Genomic DNA, 22,178 nt, shown 5'->3' with positions numbered 1-22,178 from the left:
CCTATGTCGAGACCATCGCCGCAACCGGCTCCAACGCTACGCAATATGGACGCTTCGCGTTTCCGCCGGTTGCTCACACCACGACATTTGGCATATCAAAAACCGCCGAGGCTCTAATCGCAGTGGAATGAAAGTTCAGTGGCAGGTCAAATGGCATGCGCCGGAGTTGCAGCACCACGCACGGCACCAGTGCGAGCCAAACGGGCGTGGTCCGGTTCAATAGCTTTGCCGGCGCCCACGGGCCGCGACGCTGGCATGCGGTTTTAGTTTCAGCTCGGCTGATGCGGATCAATTTGGCGACGGGTCGGTTGTTGCTGAAGCCGGAACGATAGTGGTCGTCAAAGCCTGTTCTTCAGGTTGGTAGCCGATCCAGAAGAGCGAAATTGTTGCGACGAGTGCGAAGGCTGCGATTATGGCGGCTCGTTTCACGGCACGTCTCCTTATCTTTGTGAACGCTAAACGTATGCAATGTCTAATTTGTTCGCCGGACTGAAGTCCTACCAGATTGCCTCCTAACCGTAAGGAAAGGCGGCAGGGCAAGGAGTAGAATGTTAGGTCAGACGACCGAGATGCCATCGCACTGAACGCACCTATGGCAACTAGCCTTCTAGGTAATCACTCTTCGAATCCGCCGTTATCTCCACGGTTTTTGTTTACGCCGACCGCTTGGCAATAAAAAAGGCCCCTCGATAGAGGAGCCCTTTCCTAACGTTCAGTGCTGGAGGTCACTGAACGATCTGAACGACCTTGCGCGACTTGTGTTCGACGATGACACGCTGATTGCCAACGACGGCATACTCGTAGTTCGGGTCTTCCGGGATCTGCTGGACAACAACCGTTTCGGGCAGCGGCTGACCGACAGCTACCCCGCCATCGACCACGACAGTCTGCGTGGGAGCAGGAGCCTGCTGAACGTACGTGACAGTGCGCGTGGACGGCGGATCAATTGCCGTACCAGCAATCGCGCCAACAGCGCCACCGACTACCGCACCAACAGGGCCGCCAATAACGGCACCAGTGGCAGCGCCGCCGACGAGGCCGGTGGTGGTGCCGCCATCTGCGTTTGCCGCTGAGGCAAAGCCGAGGGTAAGAAATGCAACGGGAATGAGAAGAGCTTTTTTCATAACGGGTCCTTTCGTGACAATCGACACTGAAAGGGAAGATGTGTCTGTTAAGTTCCGCTTGCAGGACTTAAGTCTGATAAACAGCTGCCCTCCATTGCGACCGGACACTCGGCATAAGCAGAAAGGCTCAAGCAGAGGCTTGAGTACGGCCTTATGTCCACGAATATCGACACGTTGAATTGCTGACGGGTGACGTCCGCCGCAGGCGGTGGACAACCGAGCAGAAGCTGACAATCATTGAAGCGAGTTCGAACCAGGCGAGACGGTATTTTCCACCGCTCGCCCCAATGGCGTTGCGCCCAATCTGCTTTACCGCTGGCGCAGGCTCTTGAGTGAGGGGGGTGCTGTAGCCGTGGATTCTGACGAGCCGGTTGTTGGCAATTTGGAAGTGAGGAAGCTGGGGGATCGTGTTCGCGAGCTGGAGCGCATGCTCGGCCGCAAGACGATGGAGGTCGAAGTCCGCCGCAAAGCCTTGTCCAAAGCAGACAAAAAACGGATATCGCGGCCGATCTTGCTGCCCAAGGACGGTGGCCGATGAAGAACGTCGCCGACACGCTCGGTGTCTCTCGTCCCCATCTTATCGAGCGACTGAAAGGCAGATCGAAGCCGCGCGGCTCCTATGACAAGGTCGAGGATGCAAAGCTTTTGCCCATCATCCGCGGGCTGGTGGATCAAAGGCCATCTTATGGCTATCGGCGGATTGCCATGCTCCTCAATCGCGAAAGGCGAGCCGCTGATCAGCCTGTCGTCGAAGCTAAACGGGTTCATCGCATCATGGGCAAACATGCCATGCTGCTAAAAAGGACACGGCCGTTCGCAAGGGCCGCCTTCACGACGGTAAGGTCAAGGTCATGCGCTCGAACCTGCGCTGGTGCTCGGATGGGCTGGCGTTCGCCTGCTAGAACGGCGAGGTTGTTCTTCTCGCCTTCATCATTGACGCCTTCGACCGCGAGATCATCGCCTGGACGGCAGTCGCCAATGCGGGCGGCTCCGGCTCAGACCTGCACGACAGGATGCTGGAGGCGGTCGAGAAGCTGTCGCAGCAACCCGAGCCCCACAAGCCATCAAGCCTCTCTCAAACAACGGCTCGGCTTACACGCGAGGGAGACGAGGCTGTCTGCCTAGACGCTCAATCTGACGCCCTGCTTCACGCCACTGCTAGTCCACATTCGAACGGCATACCGAAAGCTTTCGTCAAAACCCTTAAGCGGGGCTACAACCGCATCTCGGCAATACTGGACGCCGAAACAGTGCTGCGGCTCATCGACGGATGGACCGAAGACTAAAACGAAATTCCACCCTTATTCCGCTCAAGATGGCTTCCCCTCGGCAGTTCATCAGGGCAAAATCAACCTAGCCGACATGTCCGGTGAAATGGGGTGCACTCCACGCCAAATTTGGCCTTCCATTTACAGATGCTCGCATCGCGGGCACTGTGGTTGCGGCAAAGCTCCGCGACCGGCGTGTGTCGGCTTCGCGCTCCTCCAGTATCCCGATAATCTGTTCGTTTGTGAAACCATTGCGCTTCACTCTCTGGTCCTTTGAATTGACCAGGGCTTGTTCGAATATGATTAGTTCAGCGCGGCACGATCAATATGTCCTCAAGCACTAAGCGTCCTGCACGCAAGCCAAGTGTTCGTGCAACAAGCATATTTGAGCCTATCTAGAATCAAGCAGCAGTTAATAAGTTGGCTGCGCTTTGCGTGTCCTTCCACAAGTCTTCGAACGCCCGGGGTGCGAGCGGTCGCGCAAACAAGTAGCCCTGCCCCTCGTCGCAGCCCATCACGCGCAGGAGGTCAGCGGCTTCTGGAACTTCAACTCCCTCAGCTACGACCTTATACTCCATTTCGTGCGAGAGCCTTATCATCGAGTGCACAAGCTTCTGCTCTCGTGAGCCATTGCTAAGGGCTTGGATAAAAGATCGGTCAATATTTATTACGCTCACCGGAAGTCTTTGAAGATAGGATAGGCTACTATAGCCAGTTCCGAAGTCATCGATAGCAATCTTGATTCCATCTTCGACCAGCTGGTCGAGTTTCTTAAGCACTTGTGCGCTGTGTTTCATCAGAGAACCCTCCGTCAGCTCGATCTCAAGTGCATGATGTGGAAGTCCGTGGCTTGTAAGGTTGTTCCTGATCTCGCTTACAACGTCTTCTTTTAGATTGCTTGCCGAAAAGTTCACAGAAAGTCTGGTGCTGATCCCCTGCTTGTACCATATGCTCAACTGTCTGCACGCCGTCGCCAGTACCCACTGTGTCATCGGCCAAGCAAGCGCACTGTTCTCAATGATCGGTACGAATTCACCAGGCGAAATGTCACCGAGTTCGGGGTGCCGCCATCGCAGCAGCACTTCCGCCGAGACAATTTTTCCAGACAGCAAATCCACCCGAGGTTGGAAGACGATACGCAGCTGCTGTTGGTCAGTCAGGGCAGCCTGAAAATCGTTCAGGAGACGAAATTTCCTTCGGTAGTCATGGTCTTGACTGTCGGAGAACAAGCCGATAGACAATTCTGATGCTCGCGTTTCTTGCACTGCGCTCGACAGCGCCCTGAGGCAGTTGGTCGGCGACGTCGACTTAAATATGTATGTCATCATAGCACAAACGGGTGTCACAGCGTACTTGATCTCGGCGCTGACAAGCTCTGAAGCTGTAAGTCTTAGAAGAGTTGCTCTATAGCCGTTGGCGTCTATTCCAGGAGGAGCTAAGAAGACGAACTGCATCGGAGACACATGGTAAATCGCGGCCCGCAAACCCAGGAAAGTCCTCATGGAGCGTGCAGCATCGCGAATGACTTGCTCATACGCCGCAGGTCCCATAACGGCCGAGAGCCGCTCCATCTGATACGGCTGCGCAACGTCAAGGGCTACGGCAACCCTGTTTTCATCGGGCGCAACACGCGCCAGATCGCTCATGTCATCGCTGAACTGCACGCGGTTTGGGAGGCCGCTGATCGGGTCGATACGCCCAAAGGTGTGTTGCAGTTCAATCTGCGACATAACGAGAGAAGCAAGGTCCTGAAGCGCCATCCTTTCGGCTTCTGTGCTCTTTCGTGGCTCATTCCCCAAAACACAAAGAGCGCCAAGGCAGTATCCTTCACGCGTGACCAATGGCGCTCCCGCATAGAAGCGAATGCCGCTTACCCCGAGCAGGCTGTCGCAGTAGCGGCTATCGAGTGCAAAATCCTCAATTACCAAGAGTTCGCCCGAATCTGCAACTTCCGCGCATGGTGCTTTATTTCTTGGAATGGTATTGTGTTGGATGCCGACCTTCGATTTGAACCACTGACGTTCAGAATCCGTAAGAGAAACGGCAGCCACAGGGAGCTGGAAGATTTGGCTGGCCATCCGCGTGATGCGGTCGAAGCTCTCGCTTTCTGGCGTGTCAAGCAGATCGAGGCTCCTAAGCGCATCGAGGCGTCGTTGTTCGTATTCCATTTTTCCAGCTTCTGCTCTTGAGATGAGTTTACTCCCTAGTGTAGCAAAATTACTTGGTGATTAATAAAGGATCTAAAACCTTGCCTGGTTGGTATTTCATGAACGCCGCGCTTTACGACTCAACTATGTAGTAACCTTATTGCTTTGTCGTGGCTCTGTGCACCTCTCCATTGCCGCCAAAAGATCTTCTGGATGTGCAGGTTTCAGAAGCCACTCACCTTCTTCGGAAATGTCCCCATATCGCTCAGGGTCTGCCTCCGAGATATTCTCTCACCACAGTCTTTGCAGTCCTGCCGCTTGCGTCAGCGACGTTTCGAACCTTGAGCGTTTGCCCCCGCCGCGGGGGCAACACTTGTCCAGGACGTGTTTCCGTGGGATAGCCTGTGTTCGAGAACATGGCGGTGCCGCGGCTTCAGCCGGGCAGACCGGAACCGGAAGGCGAAAGCGAGGTTAGGGGTATCTGCTTCAGGGATCGCCATGCCGAGAGACGAACGAAACCGCCGTGCAATGCGATACCTACAGTCTTGCTGCGCGTGAGGGCAGGGCCAAATGCGGAAATGGGTGCTGATCCTTCTGTCGTTGCTGGCTGGCGGGCTGATCGCCGGGCCGATCATTTGGATCGTGACGATGCCCCACCGGGTGTTTAACACGGGCGATCCGCGCCTGCAGCCGGCAGGCGATGTTTCGCGGGGTGCCCGCGTCTTTGCGGCAGCGGACTGTGCGTCTTGTCATGCGCGGCCCGGGGGTGGCGACAGGCTCCAGCTGGGCGGCGGGCTCGCCCTTGCCTCACCGTTCGGCACCTTCCGCCCGCCCAATATCTCCCCGGACGGTACAGACGGTATCGGGACGTGGACCGTGACGGATCTCGGCAACGCGCTGGTCTCCGGCGTCTCTCCGGATGGTCGGCATTATTACCCTGCGTTCCCCTATACGAGCTATACCGGCATGACATCACGGGATATCCGGGATCTCTATGCCTATCTGATGTCGCTCCCGGTCGTTTCCGGCAAGGCGCCGGCCCACGATCTGCCGCTTCTCTTCAAGATCCGCCGGATGATCGGCGGGTGGAAGCTGCTGTTCTTTCGGGAAGGCCAACCTGCTGGAGAAGAGAAGGCTGCCGGGGAAGGGGAGGGGGGGCTCAAAACGTCAGATCCACAGCTGGCGCGGGGCGCCTATCTCGTCTCGTCCCTCGGCCATTGCGCCGAATGCCACTCCACCCGCAATATCCTTGGCGCGATCCGGCAGGAAACGCTTTTTGCCGGCGGGATTGACCCGGAAGGCACAGGCTTCGTTCCCAACATCACGCCGGAGCGGATCGGCCCCTGGTCGCAGCAGGATATCGTGCGCATGCTGTCAACGGGGGAAACGCCCGATCACGGGCGCGTCGGCTCGTCCATGGCGGATGTGGTGGAGAATACGCGCCAGCTTCCTGAGAGCGATCGACAGGCGATCGCCGCCTATATCAAGGCCTTGGCCCCCCGGCCGACGCCGGCGCCCTAAGCTTCACCGCGTGTAGAGATAGGCTGCTAGGTGGCGGGCCTCCTGCTGCGATATCCCGGTCGCCGGCATGGCGGAATGCGGAGAGAAGCGCTGCGGCTCGGCGATCCAGGCCACCAGCGCATCGGCCGTATTGTTGAGCGTGCCAGCGATGTAGACCCGTGCCTGCAGGCCTTCCAAGCTGCCGCCGACCTTGCCATCTGCACCGGGAATGCCGGGGATGGTATGGCAACCGGTACAGCCGTAGCGTCGGAAGATCGGCGGTGCGAGCGCCTGATCGCCGGATGTCAGCGCAACGGCCACGGCTGTCGTCTGCCGGTTTGCGCGCAGGCGGTCTATGGCGATGCCGGCCGACAGGGTCAGACACAGGCTCGCTGCCCCCCAGGTCGCCACCCATGCCGACGCCCGCCTTCCGGAAGCGGGCGGTGGAGCGGGCTCAGGCGCGCGTGACAACAGGCCCATGGGTGGCTCCTTTCCCGGATCGTGCAATAGCGAGGGCTGCCATCGCCATCGTCGCTCCCGCATAGACGGTGCCGGCCGGCACCCACATCAAAAGGCCTGCAAGCTGCTGGTCTTCGAGCGGCGTCAGGCCGTAGGCGGCGGCATGGCTGGTCTGGATGCCGTAGAGCACGCGCGGCGCAAGTGCCATGAGCGCCCCCAGTACGCTCATATGCATCATGGTGACGAACAGGTGCCAGGTGGCGGCCGCCCGGCTGGATGCCCAGAGCACCGTCCACCAAAACCACAGGGCTGAGAGGAAGAAGCTGAGATGCTGGAGCCTGTGCAGACCCTCGTGTGTCACGGCCGCGTCGAACACCGGCGGCATATGCCAGAGCCAGAGCACCGCCCCATGGACGATCGTTGCCAGAGCGCCACTGTGCAACTGGCACCGGAGACGGCCGCTTGCGGCCCACAGCCGCGCCGCGCCGCGCCGGGCAGGATCCGGCAGCGCGAACAGCAGGAACGCGAGCGGGCGCGAGAGCACGATCAGCGGCGCAGACACCGCCATAAGGGTTTCGTGCTCGACCATGTGCGCCGTAAACATTCGCTCGCCCAGCGCATGCAGCGGCGAGAGGAGCGCCAGCGCCAATGTCAGCCACCCAACGGCATAGGATGCGATACGCCAGGAAAGCTGCGCCCGGCCGGCCCTCACGCGTTGCAGAAGGCGGCGGCTGCCGAGCGCGAAGGCAAGAGCCGACAGGGTTACGGGGACGACGATCCAGGCATCTGTCGTCCAGCCGAGCCCGCTCTGCAGTTCGTCATGCGGCTCGCCGCCATGGGCAAAGGCGGGCGGCGCGCCGAGGAGCATGGAGACGGCAATCAGACCCCAAATCTTCAAGCTCGGCATCTTCACGCTTGGCATCGGTCGACCAGAAAGGATGCTGCCATCTGCAGGAGAAGGGCATAGGTGAAGATCAGTGCGGCAAGGCCGGAGATGAAGCCGAGGAACACGCGCATGCGCGGCCGGGCCGGCCCAATGGAGGCGAGCGAGAGGCCGGCGCTCGCCAGCGACAGGAGGGCGGCAAGGGCTGTTGCCAGGAGGCTGAGCGTCAGTCCCAGCCGGCAGTCTGCATGCGGCAGCAGCAGCGCGGCTTGCGTAGTCAGTGCCCAGAGAGCCGGCGCCGCGACAAGCCCGGTCAGGTGCAAGCGGCTTCGTCGCTGCGCCGTCACTTTCATAGCCGGGGCACCCAGTAGAGGCAGAGATAGAGCGGAACCCACGTCGCCACCACGAAGTTCCAGTACATCCCGTTGTCGGCGACGTCGCCGTAGCGTCGGGGATTGTCGGAATGGCGGGTGAACATGAGGGCGGTCAGCACTAGCGTGTCCACGAGATCGGTCAGGATATGCGTGGTGTGGAGGCCGAGCATGAGCCAGGTGATCGACCCATAGGCATTGTCGTCCCAAGAGACGTGCAGGGCAGGAAACTCGTAGATCCGCACGATCAGCGGGGCGATCCCGGCAAACGACATGATCACCAGCCCCAACCGCACCTTGCGCAGCGCCTTCTGTTTTGCCCAGCGGCCGACGAGGATGTTGGGCACCAGACTGGCCAGAAGGATCAGCGTCAGGATGGAGCCGGGAAGAAGGTCGGGCGCGGGTGCCCGGATCGGCCAGAGCGGGGCGAGGCTCATGAGATAGAGATAGACGGCGATCGAGAGCGCAAAGCCCGTGCCCTCGATCAGCATGAAGGCGCAGGTTCCCCACCAGGTGAGGCTCGCCATCCCCTCTCCATGCAGGGGCAGATGCGAAACGTCGAGAGCGATCTTTTCCTTCATGCCTCGTCCTCCGGCTCGCCCTTGGGCCAGAACCAGCAGATCAGCGCGAGCGTGACGGGCAGGGCGCCCCAGACCACCGCCCAGGGCGTGAAGATCGATGCGATCAGCAGGATCGCCGTCGCCAGGGCCGCGAAAAGCGGCCAGATCGAATCCGTCGGCGAGGACTCGCGCGCCTCGGGAAGCGCTTCTACCACGCTCGTCACCAGAAGCTCCCGCCGGTCGATATTGAGTCCGGAGGCAACCGACGGGCCGTCCGGATCGTCCCAGAGCGGGTTGGCGCTGGAGACGACCGGAATGCGCAGAAAGTTGTAGGATTCGGGCGGCGAGCTCGTTGCCCATTCGAGCGTCGGCGCGTTCCAGGGGTTGGGCCCAGCAAGCGGCCCGCTGCGCGCGCTTCTGAAGACATCGATGAAGAACAGGAGGAAGCCTGCCGCCAGCACCAGCGCGCTCACGCTGACGAAGAGATTGATGCCTCCCCAGCCCATTTCGGGCTGATAGGTATAGACCCGCCGCGGCATGCCCATCAGGCCGAGAATGTGCATGGGAAAGAACGTGCCGTGAAAGCCGACGAAGATCAGGCCGAAGACGACGCGACCCAGCCGCTCGCTCATCATCCGCCCGGTCGCCTTCGGCAGCCAGTAATAGATGGCAGCCACCAGCGGAAACAGGGCACCGCCGATGAGCACATAGTGGAAGTGGGCCACGACGAAGTAGGTGTCGTGCACCTGGCTGTCGAGCGGTACGGACGCCACCATGACCCCCGTCATGCCGCCCATGACGAAGGTGAAGATGAAGCCGCAGATGAAGAGGAGTGGGGCCTTCATCTGCGGTCGGCCGGCCCAGAGCGTGGCGATCCAGCAGAAGATCTGCACGCCGGCCGGCACGGCGATCGACATGCTGGAAGCGGTAAAGAAACTCTCCCCCAGCCGCGGCAGTCCGGTGGTGAACATGTGGTGGACCCAGAGGCCGAAGGAGAGGATGCCGGTGGCGATCAGCGCCATGACGAGCGCGAGATAGCCGAAGATCGGCCGGCCGGAGAAGGTGGGGATCATGGTGGAGACCATGCCGACCGCCGGCAGGAAGATGATGTAGACCTCGGGATGGCCGAAGAACCAGAACAGGTGCTGCCAGAGCAGTGCGTCACCACCCTCCGCCGGATTGTAGAAATGCGTGCCGACCAGCCGGTCGAGGATCAGCGTGGTGCTGGCCACCATGATGGCGGGCATGGCCATGATGACGAGAAACGACGTGACCAGCATGGCCCAGACGAAGACGGGAATGCGGTCGAGCGACATGCCGGGCGCGCGCTGCTTGAAGATGGTCGCGACCAGCTCCACCGAGACGGCAAGCGCCGAGACTTCGGTGAAGGTGATCATCTGCGCCCAGATATCGGCCCGCTTGCCGGGGGAGAACTCCGGACCCGCGAGCGGCACATAGGCAAACCAGCCCACATCCGGCCCGACATCGACCGCGAACGCCACCCAGAGGAGAATGCCACCGGCCAGATAGATCCAGTAAGAAAAGGCGTTGAGCTTGGGAAAGGCGATGTTGCGCGTGCCGATCATCAGCGGCACCAGGAACACGCCCACAGCCTCCATCACCGGCACGGCAAAGAGGAACATCATGGTGGTGCCATGCATGGTGAAGATCTGGTTGTAGCGGTCCGGCCCGATGATGCGGGCCTCGGGCGCGGCCAGCTGCAGCCGCATGGCGAGCGCCAGAAGACCGCCCAGAATGAGGAAGACGAAGGCGGTGGCGATGTAGCGGCGTCCGATGATCTTGTGATCGACGGTTGACAATGCGTCCTTCAGGGTGCGCGGCGTTGCCCAGGTCCGGTGGAGCCGGCGCGCGACCTCGGCCTCCGGCAGGTCAACGTCGGACGGTCTCCTGTCCTCGGGATCATTGCGGCTGCGGCTCACTTCAAGCTCTCCAGATAGGCGGAGACCTGACGCAGCTCGTCGCTCGTCAGCGGCACCAGCGGCATTGTCGTTCCCGGTTTCAGCGTCTGCGGATCGGCCGTCCAGGCGGCCAGAGTCCCGCGCGTGGTGTCAAGCAGTCCGGCAGCGATGGTGCGGCGGCTGCCGACGTGGGTGAGATCCGGCCCTGTGGTGCCGACTGCCCGCGTTCCGCGCACGGTGTGGCAGGCCGCGCAGGGCTTGACGAGGAACACGGCGCGGCCGGCCTCGGCCTCCGACGTGTCAGGATGCGACGTATCAGGCGTGCGCGCCGGTCGGGCCTGCTCCACCATCCAGCGGGCATAAGTGGCAGCGTCTTCGGCGATCACCGTGAACGCCATATGGCTGTGCTGCAGGCCGCAGAATTCGGCGCATTGGCCGCGATAGAGGCCGGGGCGCTCTGCCTTCAGCGTCAGCGCGTTGGTGCGGCCGGGGATCATGTCGACCTTGCCGGAAAGGCTCGGCACCCAGAAGGAGTGGATGACATCCGGGCTTTCGAGCCGGATGCGCACCGTGCGCCCAACCGGGATGTGCAGTTCGTTCACCGTCTGGAACCCGCCGGCCGGATAGAGAAACTGCCACCACCATTGCTGCCCCACGGCCACCACCTCGATCTCGCCTTCGCCGCTGCCGAGCGTGCGGGTGGCAAGAAAGCTGAGCGTGGTGAGGCCGCCGACGATGACGACGGTGGCCGCGACGCAGACCGAGACGGCAATGGTCAGCCGCCGCTGCGTGCCCGCGTCCGTTGCTGCCGGTCGACGGCGCAGGAGCGCCCAGCCGAGCATGACCATCACCAGCAGCCACACGACACCGCAGATCAGCGTGAAGGACAGGATGAGCAGCCGCAGGTGCCCGGCTGCCGTCGCCGCGGTATCGAGGGCCGACTGCACGCCGCTGCAGTTCGACAGCACAAGAGGCGCCAGAAGGAAAAGCCGTGCCGGAGGGGCGGGGCGGTGTCTTGTCGGCGCGGTCATGGCGAAGGACCCTGCCGGGGGTTCATGCCCACAGGCCCTTGCTCGAAATGCTGGACGGCGGGGCCGCGGTTCTCGGCGGGGCGCGTCTGCGGATCGTCATTGCGGGACGTAGCAGACGGGGAGGGGGCATAGGCGCCGACGGTCCTGACATAACCGGCAAGCTGCCAGATCTGGTCGCTGGTCATGCGGTTGCCGTAAGCCGGCATGCCATGCGGCCGCCCGTCGCGAATGGAGGCGACCACCGAGATCATTTCCGGACCATAGAGCCACCAGCCGTCGAGGAAGGACGGGCCGATCTTGCCGCGGCCATCGCCATGGCAGGTGGAGCAGCCGAACCAGGTGTAAAGCCGCTTGCCCTGGGACAGGTCGTATCCCGTCTTCTCATAGGGTTTGCCGAGCGCGAAATAGCTTTCGGGCGGCGTGCCGCCGATCCGGTTCGGCATCAGCCGCAGCCGGCCGAGATCATCCTGCACCGGTGGGTCTGCGCGATACTGGCGCGGCGCGCGCAGCCAGCCGACGGCCGCCGCCGAGATGACGCACAGGAACGTCAGCCCGAGCGCCGCCAGAATGCGGGCGCCCGAGGATCCGCCGGATGTCTGCGCGTGTGTCCCCCTGGACGATCCCACGTCGGCTCCCTCAATCGACCGGCTGGACGCGCGACGGACGGACATAGACCGGCAAGAGCTTGTAGGACGGCGTCTTTGCTTTGGGGTCATGGTGGGAAAGCGGGAACAGCGGATTGCTCTCCGGGAAATAGGCGGCGCAGCAGCCTTCGGGGATGTCGTACTCGACCACCCGGAAGCCTTCGATCTTGCGCTTGGTTTCCGGCTCCAGCGCGGTCACCAGTTCGACGCTGCCACCCGGCGCCAGACCGCGTCGGGCGATATCGACGACATTCATGAACACGACCTTGCGCGTTCCCTCCACGCCGCGAAACCGGTCGCTATAGCCGTAGATCGTGGTATTGAACTGGTCGTTCGAGCGCAGCGTGGCGAGATTGAGTGCAGGCTCGCCGCCTTCCTTGATGTGGAAATCCGGGAAAAGCCGCTCCGGGGTGAGGAAATTGGCCTTTGCGTTGCGGGTGACCCATTTGCGCTCGCGCGCGGGTAGGGGCCGCGTGATGCCGCCGGGCTGGAAGAGGCGGGCGTTGAAATCCTTGAAGGTTTCCGGATAGGTGGTCTCTATGGCATTGCGTACCTCGCCATAGTCGGCAACCCATTCGTCCCAGGGCACTTGGCCCCGCGTCAGCGTCGCCTTGGCAATGCCGGCGATAATGGCAGGCTCCGACCGAAGGTTCGGGCCGGCGGGGCGGGTGGAGCCGCGCGAGCCGTGAAACTGCGCCACTGAACTCTCGATCGAGACCGCCTGCGGACCGCTCGCCTGCTGGTCGATCTCGATCCGCCCCAGACACGGCAGCAGGTAGGCGATCTCGCCATGCAGCACGTGGCTGCGGTTGAGCTTCGTCGCGATCTGCACCGTCAGGCGCAGCTTGCGCCATGCCGCCTCGACGGCCGCGGTTTCGGGCACGGCCCGCAGGAAGTTGCCGCCGAGGCTGACGAAGGCGCGCGCCCTTCCGCTGAGGATCGCCTCGCAGGTGTCGACTGTGGTGCGCCCCATCTCGCGCGGCGGCTCGAACCTGTAGAGGTCTTTTAGCTTGTCGAGCGGCACGAGGTCGGGCTTTTCGGTGATGCCCACCGTGCGCTGGCCCTGGACGTTGGAGTGCCCGCGCACCGCGCAGATATTGCCGCCGGGCTTCCCGATATTGCCGCGCAGAAGCGCGAGATTTGCGATCATATGGATGTTCTCGACGCCCATCACATGCTGCGTCAGGCCCATGCCATAGGCGATCAACACGCTATCGGCCGCAGCATAGATGGCGGCGGCGCGCACCATCTGCGCGCGCGTCAGACCCGACACGCGCTCCAGCTCGCTCCATGCATGCGCGCGGGCAGCGTTCGCAAAAGTCTCGAAGCCTGCGGTGTGCGTGGCGATGAAATCATGGTCGAGCACATGCTTCTTGTCGGCGCTCGCCACCGATGCCGCGAAGGCGACGGATGCGGCTTCCGACGGATCATCCGGCACGTCGTCCTTGCCGACGACGAGGCTCGTTCCCGACAGTTTCAGGAGATCGTCCGCCTCGATCAGCGCCTTGCAGATGCCGAAGAGAGCGGCGGTATCGCCGCCGTTCTTCACCTGAAAATAGTCCGAGGAGATCGGCGTCGCCGTCGGCGACATCATCTCGGTCGGCGCTTGCGGGTTCTTGAACCGCTCCAGCCCCCGCTCCTTCAACAGGTTGATGGTGACGATGGGCACGCCCCTGTGCACCGCATCCTGCAGATCGTGCAGCAGGCGCGGCGAGGAGGTCCCGACATTCTGGGCGATGTAGAAGATGCAGTCGGTGTTTTCGAAGTCGGACAGGATGGCGGTGCCGACCGTCGCGCCGATGCTTTCGGGCAGGCCGACGGAGGTGCTCTCATGGCACATGTTGGAGCTGTCGGGCAGGTTGTTGGTGCCGTAGATCCGCGCGAGCAGCTGGAACATATAGGAGGTCTCGAGCGAAGCGCGTCCCGACGTGTAGAAGTCCACCGCGTCCGGCTCCAGCGCCTGCAGCTCGCGGCCGATCTCCTCGAAGGCCACCTCCCACGTCACCGTCTCGTAGCGGTCTGTTTCCGCGTTCCAGCGCATCGGCTCCGTCAGTCGGCCTTGCTGCTCCAGATCGTGATCGCGCCAGCCCTCCAACGCGGTCAGGGTGTGCGCGTGGAAGAAATCCGGGCCGGCGCGCCGACGGGTGATTTCCCAGGCCGTTGCCTTGGCACCGTTCTCGCAGAACTCCAACGGGTGCGGCTTTGCAGGTTTTGCCCAGGCGCAGCTGACGCACATATAGCCAGCGGCCTTGTTCTGCTTGCGCAGGAGCGCCGAGCCCGTCGCGGTGACGCGCTCGCGCAGGAGAATGTCAGTGACCGATTTCGCCGATCCCCAACCACCGGCAGGGCCGGTATAGATCTTGATCACCGGCCGCTTGGCTGGCCCCGCTGTCGTCATCCGGCTGTTCTCCCCCTATGGCAAGGCCAAGTCGAAGCTTCAAACTGGGATCCGTCGCGAGAGTTCCCGCAACCGTCTACCGCATTCTCCCGACGCGCTCGGCCGACAAAAACGAACGAGGCGATCAACGACCTGTCAAAATGAGTACGTCAGTTCGACAGACTGTCTGGCAGACCGGCCGAGGACGGAAGGTTGCGCAGACGGTAGACACTAAACCGCGCCCGGTTTGTCGGAGATCATTTCGTTTAAGACGGGAAACGAACCCGCTGCTTGCACCGCGAAACCGGCCGCTGCCGTCCTCCGCGGCACTCTAGCACTAAGAGGTGTCTCTCCGCGTTCCAGAACTCCGGCCTCCAACATCCAGTACACCCATTGACAGACACTCGCTGTCCGTTATTCTGTTATAAAAGCTCTAATAACATAATAATGGAACAAACTGGAGGACTATGTGATGCGTCTGAAACTAGCATTCCTTCTCGCAACGGCCCTGATTGCCGTTCCTTCATTGGCTGCAGCCCAGGAAAAGGGCGGTGTCCTTAACGTTGCGACGATCGGCGAGCCTCCGACACTCGACCCCATGGCCTCCACCGCCGATCTCGTGGGCATCGTTACACAGCACATCTTCGAGACGCTCTACACCTTCGACAAGGCCTGGAAGCCGACGCCGCTTCTGGCCGAAGCCCTTCCCGAGATCAGCGCGGATGGCAAAACCTATACGATCCGCCTGCGCAGCGGCATCACGTTCCATGATGGTTCCGCCATGGCTTCCGACGACGTCGTTGCCTCGCTCGAGCGCTGGGTGAAGGTTGCCTCGCGCGGCAAACAAGCGGCGGCCTTCCTCGACACCATCGTGGCGACGGACCCGCAGACCGTAACGATCACGCTGAAGCAGCCCTACGCGCCGCTCGTCTCGCTTCTCGCCTTCAACAATTCCGCAGCCATCATCCTGCCGAGCGAGAAGCAAGGCGAACCCATGACCGATGTCATCGGCACCGGGCCCTACATGTTGAAGGAGCGCAAGGCCGACCAGTACATTCAACTCGCCCGTTTCGACGGCTACAAGCCGCGCGACGGCGAGGCAGACGGGTACGGCGGCGCGCGCCACCAATATCTCGACGAGATCCGCTTCGTGCCCGTTCCCGATGCGAACACCCGTGTGGAAGCCGCGATCTCGGGCCAGTATGATTACATTGACAGCCTTCCGGTCGAATCCTTCGACAGGCTGAAGGGCTCGTCGGCGTCGGAGCCGCTTGTGCTCAAACCGTTCGGCTATCCCGTCTTCGTGTTCAACACGGCCGAAGGCGTTGCGGAAGACGTGGCAATTCGCAAGGCGATCCGCCAGGCGCTGAGCATGGAAGACATGATGGCCGCCGCCTTCGGCAGCACAGACTTCTACGCGCTCGACGGCGATATCTACCCGAAGACCTTCGTCTGGAACACGAATGCCGGCGTTGAGGGCAACTACAATCTCGCGGATCCGGAAGGGGCAGCCGCGGCGGCCAAGGCTGCCGGCTATGACGGAAAGCCGATCCGCATCCTCACGAGCCGCCAGTACGAGTTCCACTACAAGATGGCGCAGGTCGCCGCCGAATATCTCAAGCTTGCCGGCTTCACGGTCGATCTCCAGGTCGTGGACTGGGCCACGCTCACCCAGCGCCGGGCCGACAAGGGCCTTTGGGACATCTACATCACCCATAGCCCCTTCCTGCCGGAACCGGCGCTCATCGGATCCCTGGCGCCGACATCCCCCGGCTGGTGGGACACGCCGCTGCGCAAACAGACCGTCGAGGCCTTTTCAGCCGAAGCCGACGAAACCAAGCGTCTTGCTCTGTGGGCCGAGGTGCAGAAAGCCATGTATGCGGAGCTTCCCTACATGAAGATCGGCGACTTCAACGCGCTGGCGGCCAAGAGCACGAAAGTCGAGGGCATCGAGCCGGCACCGTGGCCATATTTCTGGAACGCGTCGATCAAGAAGTGATCCCGCAAAAGAGCCGCTGGCCGTAACCGCCGGCGTCAAACCGTCGATCTTGTATCTGGGCGCCGCTTGCGGCGGTATCCGCTGCCGCAGCATACGTCCCTTTCTGCTGTCACCCTCGCGTCCCCCAGCGGGACCGGAAAGTCGAAGACATGATCCGTTACATCCTCCAGCGACTTGCCGGCATGATCGTCGTCATGTTCCTGGTCGTGACCATCGTGTTCGTCATCGTCCGCGTCACGCCGGGAGACCCGGCAGCGGTCATGCTCGGGCCCGATGCCTCGGCGCAGGATATTGCGGACCTGCGCACGCGGCTCGGGCTCGATCAATCGCTTCTCGTGCAGTACGTCTTTTATCTCGGGCAGATGGCAAAGGGGGATCTCGGCCAGTCCATCTTCCTGAATATGCCCGTCACCTCGGCCCTTCTGGATCGTGCCGAACCGACCTTCTTTCTCACCCTCTTCTCGCTGGCGATCGCTTCGGTAATTGCGTTGCCGATCGGGATCTACGCTGCCTATCGCCGGGGCTCCTTCGTCGACCAGGCTGCGACGACCGTCGCAATGCTCGCCGCCAGCATTCCGAGCTTCTGGCTGGGCCTGATCCTGATGCAGGTCTTCGCCGTCAATCTCAACATCTTCCCGGTGTCGGGATATGGCGGGCCCGGCTCGACGTTTCTGGAGCGCATGTATCATCTGACGTTGCCGGCCTTTGCGCTCGGGCTCGTTTCTTCCGCGCTCATCCTGCGCTTCACCCGCGCTTCCATGCTCGACGTGCTCGGCGACGACTATATCCGCACCGCCCGCGCGAAGGGCCTGGTGGAACGGCAGGTCATTCTCAAACACGCGCTCAAAAATGCGCTGATCCCGATCCTGACGGTGATCGGACTGACGGCCGCTGTCCTCATCTCCGGTGCCGTCGTTACCGAGACGGTGTTCGGCCTGCCGGGCATCGGCAGTCTCGTCGTGTCCGCCGTGCTTCGCCGAGACTATCCGGTCATCCAGGGTGCGTTGCTGGTCATCGCCGCCCTCTATGTCCTCATCAATTTTGCGATCGACATGCTCTACCTGCTGATCGACCCGAGGGTGCGTTACTGATGACAGACATCTCGATTGCAGCGAAGCCTTCCAGTGACACCGCACGGTTCATCCGCAGCTTCCTTCGACGCAAGACGGTCGCCGTCGGTCTTGCCATCCTTGTTCTCTTTGTCCTGCTCGCAGTGCTCGCACCTGTCATCGCGCCCTATTCGCCCTCGAAGCTGTCGATCGTCAACCGGCTGAAGCCGCCGAGTGACGTCTTCTGGTTCGGCACGGACGAATTCGGCCGCGATGTCTTCTCGCGCACACTTTATGCTGCCCGGCTGTCCCTGCTCGTCGGTGCCGCTGTGGTCGTCCTATCCGCCGTCATCGGGGTCACGCTGGGGCTCCTCGCCGGATTCTTCCAGCGGCTGGACACGCCGATCGCCCGCCTGATCGACGCAATGATGGCGTTTCCGGACATTCTCCTGGCCATCGCTCTGGTGGCCGCGCTCGGACCGTCGCTGACCACCGTCATCGTCGCGCTGTCGATCGTCTACGCGCCGCGGCTTGCCCGCATCGTCCGCGCCTCGACCCTCGTCATTCGCGAGCTGCCCTATGTAGAGGCGGCACAGGCATTGGGCATTTCGACGTTCCACATCATGACGCGCCATGTGCTGCGCAATCTCCTGTCGCCGATCCTGGTGCAGGGGACCTTCCTGTTTGCGAGCGCCATGCTGGCCGAAGCCGGTTTGTCGTTCCTTGGGCTGGGCGTCAGCCCGGATGTGGCGACGTGGGGCACGATGATCGCCGCCGGACGGCAATATATCGGCCAGGCCGGGTGGATGACCTACTTCCCCGGCTTTGCAATCATTCTCTCTGTCCTGTCGCTGCAGATGGTCGGCGACGGATTGCGGGACATGCTCGACCCAAGACTTCAAAAGGACGTATGACATGACCGGCGAAACGCAAAAGCCGCTTCTTCTCGCGAATGTGAGGCCAATGGCCTTCGGCCAGGCTGGACAAGCTGTCCAGACCGCCGGTGCGCAGCCTGAAGCTTCAACCAATATTCTCGTTGAAGCGGACGGACGGATTGCGGCGATCGGTGCGGAGATTGCCGCTCCTTCGGGTGCCGCGCGCATCGATGGCAAAGGCGCATGGATTTCGCCGGGCTGGGTCGATCTTCACGTCCATATCTGGCATGGCGGAACCGATATCTCGCTGCGCCCATCGGAATGCGGCGCGGAGCGCGGCGTGACGACGCTGGTCGACGCGGGCTCGGCCGGAGAGGCGAACTTCCACGGATTCCGGGAATACATCATCGAGCCGTCGAGGGAGCGCATCAAGGCGTTCCTCAATCTCGGCTCGATCGGGCTCGTGGCCTGCAACCGCGTCGCCGAACTGCGCGATATCCGCGACATCGACCTTGACCGGATCATCGAGTGTTATGCCGAAAACAGCGAGCACATCGTCGGCATCAAGGTGCGGGCGAGCCATGTCATTACCGGATCCTGGGGCGTGACGCCTGTCAAGCTCGGCAAGAAGATTGCGAAGATCCTGAAGATCCCGATGATGGTGCATGTCGGTGAGCCGCCGGCCCTCTACGACGAGGTGCTGGAAATTCTCGGGCCTGGCGATGTGGTCACGCACTGCTTTAACGGCAAGGCGGGATCGAGCATCATGGAGGACGAGGACCTCTTTGACCTTGCCGAGCGCTGCGCCGCCGAAGGCGTGCGGCTCGACATCGGCCATGGCGGTGCGTCCTTCTCGTTTAAGGTGGCTGAAGCAGCGATCGCCCGCGGGCTCCTGCCGCATTCGATCTCGACCGACCTGCACGGACATTCGCTGAACTTTCCTGTCTGGGATCTGGCCACCACCATGTCGAAGCTGCTGTCCGTCGGCATGCCGTTCGACAAGGTGGTCAATGCGGTCACCCATGCTCCGGCCGAGGTGATCAAGCTATCGATGGAGGATCGGCTGTCCGTCGGTGCGCGGGCGGATTTCACCATTTTCGACCTCGTCGATGCCGATCTGGAGGCGACGGACAGCAATGGCGACGTTTCGCGTCTTACCCGCCTGTTCGAGCCGCGCTTCGCGGTCATCGGCGCCGAGGCGATCGCCGCCAGCCGCTACATTCCCCGAGCCCGCCGGCTCGTGCGGCACAGCCATGGCTACGCCTATCGCTGAGGCGACATTGCACGACACAGGAGTTTTCGTGACACATCCCCATCCCTTCGCCGGTCCGAAGACGGCCACGCCCTATGAGCGGCTGGCCGATCTCGGTATCGAGCTTCCGCCAGCGCCCGAGCCGATCGCCAATTTCGTCACCCACGTCATCGAGGGCAACATGCTCTATCTCTCGGGACAGGGCACCCGGGAGGCAGACGGCCAGATGCGTACCGGCAAAGTCGGTGCCGAGATCAGCGCGGAAGCCGCTTATGACGATGCGCGGCTTGTCGGCATCAACCTCATTGCCGTGATGCACGAGGCGCTCGGCGACCTCTCTCGGGTCAAACAGGTGGTGAAGCTGCTCGGCATGGTCAACGCCGCACCGGAATTCCGCGATCACCCGAAGGTCATCAACGGATGTTCGGATCTGATCAATGCGGTCTTCGGAGACGCCGGTCGCCATGCGCGCTCGGCGGTCGGGTTCGGCTCGTTACCCGGCAACATCACTGTCGAAATCGAAGCCATCGTGGCTCTCAGGGAGTGACGCTGTGAGAAGAGCTTCCATGCTGTCGCCAGCCCATCACCGTCTCGATCCGCGCCGCAGAGGCCTTCACGCGGTCGGCATAGCCGGATTTGTCGGCGAACGCTTTTTGTTCGGGAAGAACGATCGAAATCGTCGCAACGCAATTGCCGCTGCGATCGACGATCGGCGAGGCGATGCAGGCTACCGAATAGTCGGACTCACCGGCCTGGATCGACAGCCGCTCCTCGAATGCCGCCCGCGCGGCGTCCGACAGGGTTTCGGCATCGATCTCGGCCCGCCCTGTCGGCGACATGCGGGCGCCACGCCGGAAGAGGTCAACCCGCTCCGGCTCCGGCAGATGTCCGACGAGAAGGCGGCCGGAGGCGGTCCAGTTGAGGGGCACGCGGGTGCCGACACGGGAAGCGACCTGAAAGTGACTTGGGCCATCGGCCATGGCGAGAACGAGCATGTGGTCGGCATCGCGGCCGCAGACCTGCACCGTCTCGCCGGCCTCCCGGCAAAGGTCATGCATCTCCTGCGTGGCGACGCTCATGAAGTCGAGCGAGCGGGCATAAGCCAGGCCGTAATGATACAGTCGAGAGCCCAGCCACAACGTTCCGTCGCCATTCCGCGCCAGCATGTTCTTCTCCACGAGATCGTCGATGATGACGTAGACCGTCGACAGCGGAGCGCCCACGGCTTTCGCTATCGCATAGGACCCCGCCGGCGCGCCGGTCTCGTAGAGATGATCGATGACCTGAAGCGCCCTGTCGATGCCGCTGACGCGAGAGCGACGCGCTGTTCTTTCAGCCCCGTCGGAAATCCCGTTCGATGCATCCATGCCCATCCCGCTCACCCTGCACATTCGCTCGCCGTCATAGCGTCCCGCGTATTGCACTATTATGGCATAGGCTCTGAAAGAGCAAGAGATGCCCGCGTCGCCTCGGCGTCGCGCAGCCTGGAGAAAACACATGTCCGATGATATCCGCACCACCCTTGGCCTTCGCCCCGTCATCAACGTTTCCGGCACGATGACGAGCCTCGGCGCATCGATCGTCGTGCCCGAGGCCATTGCCGCCATGACGGCCATCCTGCCGCATTTCGTGGAGGTCAACGCGCTGCAACGTCAGGCGAGCGCCGTCATTGCTCGGCTCACGGGCGGTGAGGCGGGCTTCATCACGGCGTCCTGCTCGGCCGGCGTAAGCCTTGCGGTGGCCGGAACCATCACCGGGCCGGACCTCCTGGCGATCGAGCGGCTGCCCGAGACGAGCACCGACAAGAACGAGGTGCTGCTGCAGATGGGGCATGTCGTCAGTTACGGCGCCCCGGTGGATCAGGCCATTCGTCTCGCCGGCGGCAGGGTCGTCATGATCGGGCAGGCGACCTCCACGCATCGCTACCACATGGAAAACGCCATCACAGAACGGACGGCTGCCGCCGTCTACGTCGTGTCGCACCACGTCGTCGATTACGGCCTGCTCAACCTCAGGGAGTTTGTTGAGATCGCCCATGCTCGTGGCGTGCCGGTCATCGTGGATGCCGCATCCGAATATGATCTGAGGATCTTCCTCGCGCAGGGCGCCGATATTGCGCTCTATTCGGGGCACAAGTTCCTTGGTGGCCCTACCTCGGGCATCGTCGCCGGCCGCAAAGACCTTGTCCGCAACGCCTTTCTCCAGAACATGGGCATCGGTCGAGGCATGAAGGTCGGCAAGGAAAGCATCTACGGCGCGATGGCTGCGCTCGAAGCCTGGGAGACGCGGGACCATGCCAGCATCCGCGCGCGGGAGACCGGCGCCCTCGCGCTCTGGAAGGAAACGCTCGATGGCCGCCCCGGCGTCACGGCGCTCATCGAGCCCGATCCGACGGGCAATCCTCTCGACCGCATGCGGGTGATCATCGATCCGCAGGAGGCGCATATCACCGCCTGGGATCTGACTGCAGCGCTCCGGTCGGGCGAGCGGCCTATCATTGTCCGCGACCACGAGGTCGAGCACCGCTACTTCTACCTCGATCCGTGCAACCTGCATCCTGGTGAGGCTGAGATCGTCGCCGCCCGCCTTGCGCAGGAGCTCGACAGGGCCCGTGCCTCCAACGAGATCATCGCAACCCCGATCGAGGACCTCAGCCGCCACCGCTTCGACGGCATGCTGCGCTGGCCGGACTGACCGCGTCAGGATGCTTTGATCGCGAG

General features: G+C 62.3%; 19 protein-coding genes and 3 pseudogenes. 9 read left to right on the top strand and 13 right to left on the bottom strand.

Features of this window, described 5'->3' with window-relative positions:
- Positions 1-131 (top strand): annotated as a pseudogene (locus ASG25_RS22950) (IS3 family transposase); the annotation flags it as partial.
- A gap of 157 nt (positions 132-288) precedes the next feature.
- Here ASG25_RS22950 and ASG25_RS23285 read toward each other — a convergent pair.
- Together ASG25_RS23285 and ASG25_RS21680 are read right to left on the bottom strand one after the other, a co-directional pair.
- On the bottom strand, positions 289-429 hold the full coding sequence (locus ASG25_RS23285; protein WP_210168469.1) for a hypothetical protein: 141 nt from the start codon (positions 427-429) through the stop codon (positions 289-291).
- Positions 430-725: 296 nt separating this feature from the next.
- Complete coding sequence (locus ASG25_RS21680) at positions 726-1,124, bottom strand: DUF1236 domain-containing protein (protein WP_062479436.1); 399 nt, start codon at positions 1,122-1,124, stop codon at positions 726-728.
- Positions 1,125-1,303: 179 nt separating this feature from the next.
- Between ASG25_RS21680 and ASG25_RS21670 the strand changes: the two are divergent.
- Positions 1,304-2,481: pseudogene (locus tag ASG25_RS21670) on the top strand (IS3 family transposase).
- Positions 2,482-2,517: 36 nt separating this feature from the next.
- On the opposite strand, the pseudogene ASG25_RS22435 reads toward ASG25_RS21670, so the two are convergent.
- Both ASG25_RS22435 and ASG25_RS21665 read right to left on the bottom strand, forming a co-directional pair.
- Positions 2,518-2,654, bottom strand: a pseudogene (locus tag ASG25_RS22435) (transposase); the annotation flags it as partial.
- 139 nt (positions 2,655-2,793) lie between these two features.
- Positions 2,794-4,560: an EAL domain-containing protein gene (locus tag ASG25_RS21665; RefSeq protein WP_062479434.1), complete on the bottom strand. Its 1,767-nt coding sequence runs from the start codon at positions 4,558-4,560 to the stop codon at positions 2,794-2,796.
- Positions 4,561-5,187: 627 nt separating this feature from the next.
- Here ASG25_RS21665 and ASG25_RS21660 point away from each other — a divergent pair.
- Positions 5,188-6,060 (top strand): cytochrome c, encoded by an 873-nt coding sequence (locus ASG25_RS21660; RefSeq protein ID WP_244479484.1) that lies wholly within the window; start codon positions 5,188-5,190, stop codon positions 6,058-6,060.
- Between the two features lie 3 nt (positions 6,061-6,063).
- On the opposite strand, the gene ASG25_RS21655 is transcribed toward ASG25_RS21660, so the two are convergent.
- The 8 genes from ASG25_RS21655 to ASG25_RS21620 form a co-directional block, all read right to left on the bottom strand.
- Entirely contained in the window at positions 6,064-6,519 is a 456-nt protein-coding gene (locus ASG25_RS21655) for a c-type cytochrome (RefSeq protein WP_062479428.1), read from the bottom strand.
- Positions 6,494-7,396: a cytochrome c oxidase assembly protein gene (locus tag ASG25_RS21650; RefSeq protein ID WP_347360099.1), complete on the bottom strand. Its 903-nt coding sequence runs from the start codon at positions 7,394-7,396 to the stop codon at positions 6,494-6,496. The genes ASG25_RS21655 and ASG25_RS21650 overlap by 26 nt, the downstream gene beginning before the upstream one ends.
- Before the next feature lie 11 nt (positions 7,397-7,407).
- Entirely contained in the window at positions 7,408-7,704 is a 297-nt protein-coding gene (locus ASG25_RS21645; protein ID WP_062479425.1) for a hypothetical protein, read from the bottom strand.
- 26 nt (positions 7,705-7,730) lie between these two features.
- On the bottom strand, positions 7,731-8,333 hold the full coding sequence (locus ASG25_RS21640; protein ID WP_062479422.1) for a cytochrome c oxidase subunit 3: 603 nt from the start codon (positions 8,331-8,333) through the stop codon (positions 7,731-7,733).
- The gene (ctaD, locus tag ASG25_RS21635) at positions 8,330-10,201 is read right to left on the bottom strand and encodes a cytochrome c oxidase subunit I (protein WP_062479455.1); all 1,872 of its coding nucleotides are present in this window, start codon (positions 10,199-10,201) and stop codon (positions 8,330-8,332) included. Before ctaD ends, ASG25_RS21640 begins: the two co-directional genes overlap by 4 nt.
- Before the next feature lie 47 nt (positions 10,202-10,248).
- Entirely contained in the window at positions 10,249-11,262 is a 1,014-nt protein-coding gene (gene coxB, locus ASG25_RS21630) for a cytochrome c oxidase subunit II (RefSeq protein ID WP_062479419.1), read from the bottom strand.
- Positions 11,259-11,831 carry a c-type cytochrome gene (locus ASG25_RS21625; protein WP_062479452.1) on the bottom strand — a complete coding sequence of 191 codons (573 nt, stop codon included), beginning with the start codon at positions 11,829-11,831 and terminating at the stop codon, positions 11,259-11,261. The genes coxB and ASG25_RS21625 overlap by 4 nt, the downstream gene beginning before the upstream one ends.
- Positions 11,832-11,898: 67 nt before the next feature.
- Positions 11,899-14,304 (bottom strand): FdhF/YdeP family oxidoreductase, encoded by a 2,406-nt coding sequence (locus tag ASG25_RS21620; RefSeq protein WP_062479417.1) that lies wholly within the window; start codon positions 14,302-14,304, stop codon positions 11,899-11,901.
- Between the two features lie 451 nt (positions 14,305-14,755).
- On the opposite strand from ASG25_RS21620, the gene ASG25_RS21615 reads away from it, so the two are divergent.
- The 5 genes from ASG25_RS21615 to ASG25_RS21595 all read left to right on the top strand — a co-directional run bounded on the left by ASG25_RS21615 (position 14,756) and on the right by ASG25_RS21595 (position 20,005).
- Positions 14,756-16,282, top strand: coding sequence for an ABC transporter substrate-binding protein (locus tag ASG25_RS21615; RefSeq protein WP_062479414.1), 1,527 nt, complete (start codon positions 14,756-14,758; stop codon positions 16,280-16,282).
- Positions 16,283-16,431: 149 nt separating this feature from the next.
- On the top strand, positions 16,432-17,373 hold the full coding sequence (locus ASG25_RS21610) for an ABC transporter permease (protein WP_062479409.1): 942 nt from the start codon (positions 16,432-16,434) through the stop codon (positions 17,371-17,373).
- Positions 17,373-18,245: an ABC transporter permease gene (locus ASG25_RS21605; protein WP_062479406.1), complete on the top strand. Its 873-nt coding sequence runs from the start codon at positions 17,373-17,375 to the stop codon at positions 18,243-18,245. Before ASG25_RS21610 ends, ASG25_RS21605 begins: the two co-directional genes overlap by 1 nt.
- Before the next feature lies 1 nt (position 18,246).
- Positions 18,247-19,479, top strand: a complete 1,233-nt coding sequence (locus tag ASG25_RS21600) for an amidohydrolase/deacetylase family metallohydrolase (RefSeq protein ID WP_062479403.1) — start codon at positions 18,247-18,249, stop codon at positions 19,477-19,479.
- Positions 19,480-19,507: 28 nt separating this feature from the next.
- Positions 19,508-20,005 (top strand): RidA family protein, encoded by a 498-nt coding sequence (locus ASG25_RS21595; protein ID WP_062479400.1) that lies wholly within the window; start codon positions 19,508-19,510, stop codon positions 20,003-20,005.
- On the opposite strand, the gene ASG25_RS21590 is transcribed toward ASG25_RS21595, so the two are convergent.
- Positions 19,995-20,825, bottom strand: a complete 831-nt coding sequence (locus ASG25_RS21590) for an IclR family transcriptional regulator (RefSeq protein ID WP_062479447.1) — start codon at positions 20,823-20,825, stop codon at positions 19,995-19,997. The genes ASG25_RS21595 and ASG25_RS21590 overlap by 11 nt on opposite strands.
- A gap of 130 nt (positions 20,826-20,955) precedes the next feature.
- Here ASG25_RS21590 and ASG25_RS21585 point away from each other — a divergent pair, with 130 nt between their 5' ends.
- The gene (locus ASG25_RS21585) at positions 20,956-22,152 is read left to right on the top strand and encodes an aminotransferase class V-fold PLP-dependent enzyme (RefSeq protein WP_062479397.1); all 1,197 of its coding nucleotides are present in this window, start codon (positions 20,956-20,958) and stop codon (positions 22,150-22,152) included.
- Positions 22,153-22,178 lie beyond the last annotated feature (26 nt).

Source organism: Rhizobium sp. Leaf384 (genome assembly GCF_001424065.1).
Classification (GTDB): Bacteria; Pseudomonadota; Alphaproteobacteria; order Rhizobiales; family Rhizobiaceae; genus Ferranicluibacter.
Note: the sequence above shows the minus strand (reverse complement) of the source record. Positions and strands in the feature narration are given on the sequence as shown.

Coding starts and splice junctions, on each gene's coding strand:
- coxB (WP_062479419.1), bottom strand. CDS start 11,262: ATGACCGCGCCGACAAGACACCGCCCCGCCCCTCCGGCACGGCTTTTC.
- ASG25_RS21610 (WP_062479409.1), top strand. CDS start 16,432: ATGATCCGTTACATCCTCCAGCGACTTGCCGGCATGATCGTCGTCATG.
- ASG25_RS21640 (WP_062479422.1), bottom strand. CDS start 8,333: ATGAAGGAAAAGATCGCTCTCGACGTTTCGCATCTGCCCCTGCATGGA.
- ASG25_RS21605 (WP_062479406.1), top strand. CDS start 17,373: ATGACAGACATCTCGATTGCAGCGAAGCCTTCCAGTGACACCGCACGG.
- ASG25_RS21620 (WP_062479417.1), bottom strand. CDS start 14,304: ATGACGACAGCGGGGCCAGCCAAGCGGCCGGTGATCAAGATCTATACC.
- ASG25_RS21615 (WP_062479414.1), top strand. CDS start 14,756: ATGCGTCTGAAACTAGCATTCCTTCTCGCAACGGCCCTGATTGCCGTT.
- ASG25_RS21585 (WP_062479397.1), top strand. CDS start 20,956: ATGTCCGATGATATCCGCACCACCCTTGGCCTTCGCCCCGTCATCAAC.
- ASG25_RS21600 (WP_062479403.1), top strand. CDS start 18,247: ATGACCGGCGAAACGCAAAAGCCGCTTCTTCTCGCGAATGTGAGGCCA.
- ASG25_RS21665 (WP_062479434.1), bottom strand. CDS start 4,560: ATGGAATACGAACAACGACGCCTCGATGCGCTTAGGAGCCTCGATCTG.
- ASG25_RS21590 (WP_062479447.1), bottom strand. CDS start 20,825: ATGGATGCATCGAACGGGATTTCCGACGGGGCTGAAAGAACAGCGCGT.
- ASG25_RS21680 (WP_062479436.1), bottom strand. CDS start 1,124: ATGAAAAAAGCTCTTCTCATTCCCGTTGCATTTCTTACCCTCGGCTTT.
- ASG25_RS21660 (WP_244479484.1), top strand. CDS start 5,188: ATGCCCCACCGGGTGTTTAACACGGGCGATCCGCGCCTGCAGCCGGCA.
- ASG25_RS21655 (WP_062479428.1), bottom strand. CDS start 6,519: ATGGGCCTGTTGTCACGCGCGCCTGAGCCCGCTCCACCGCCCGCTTCC.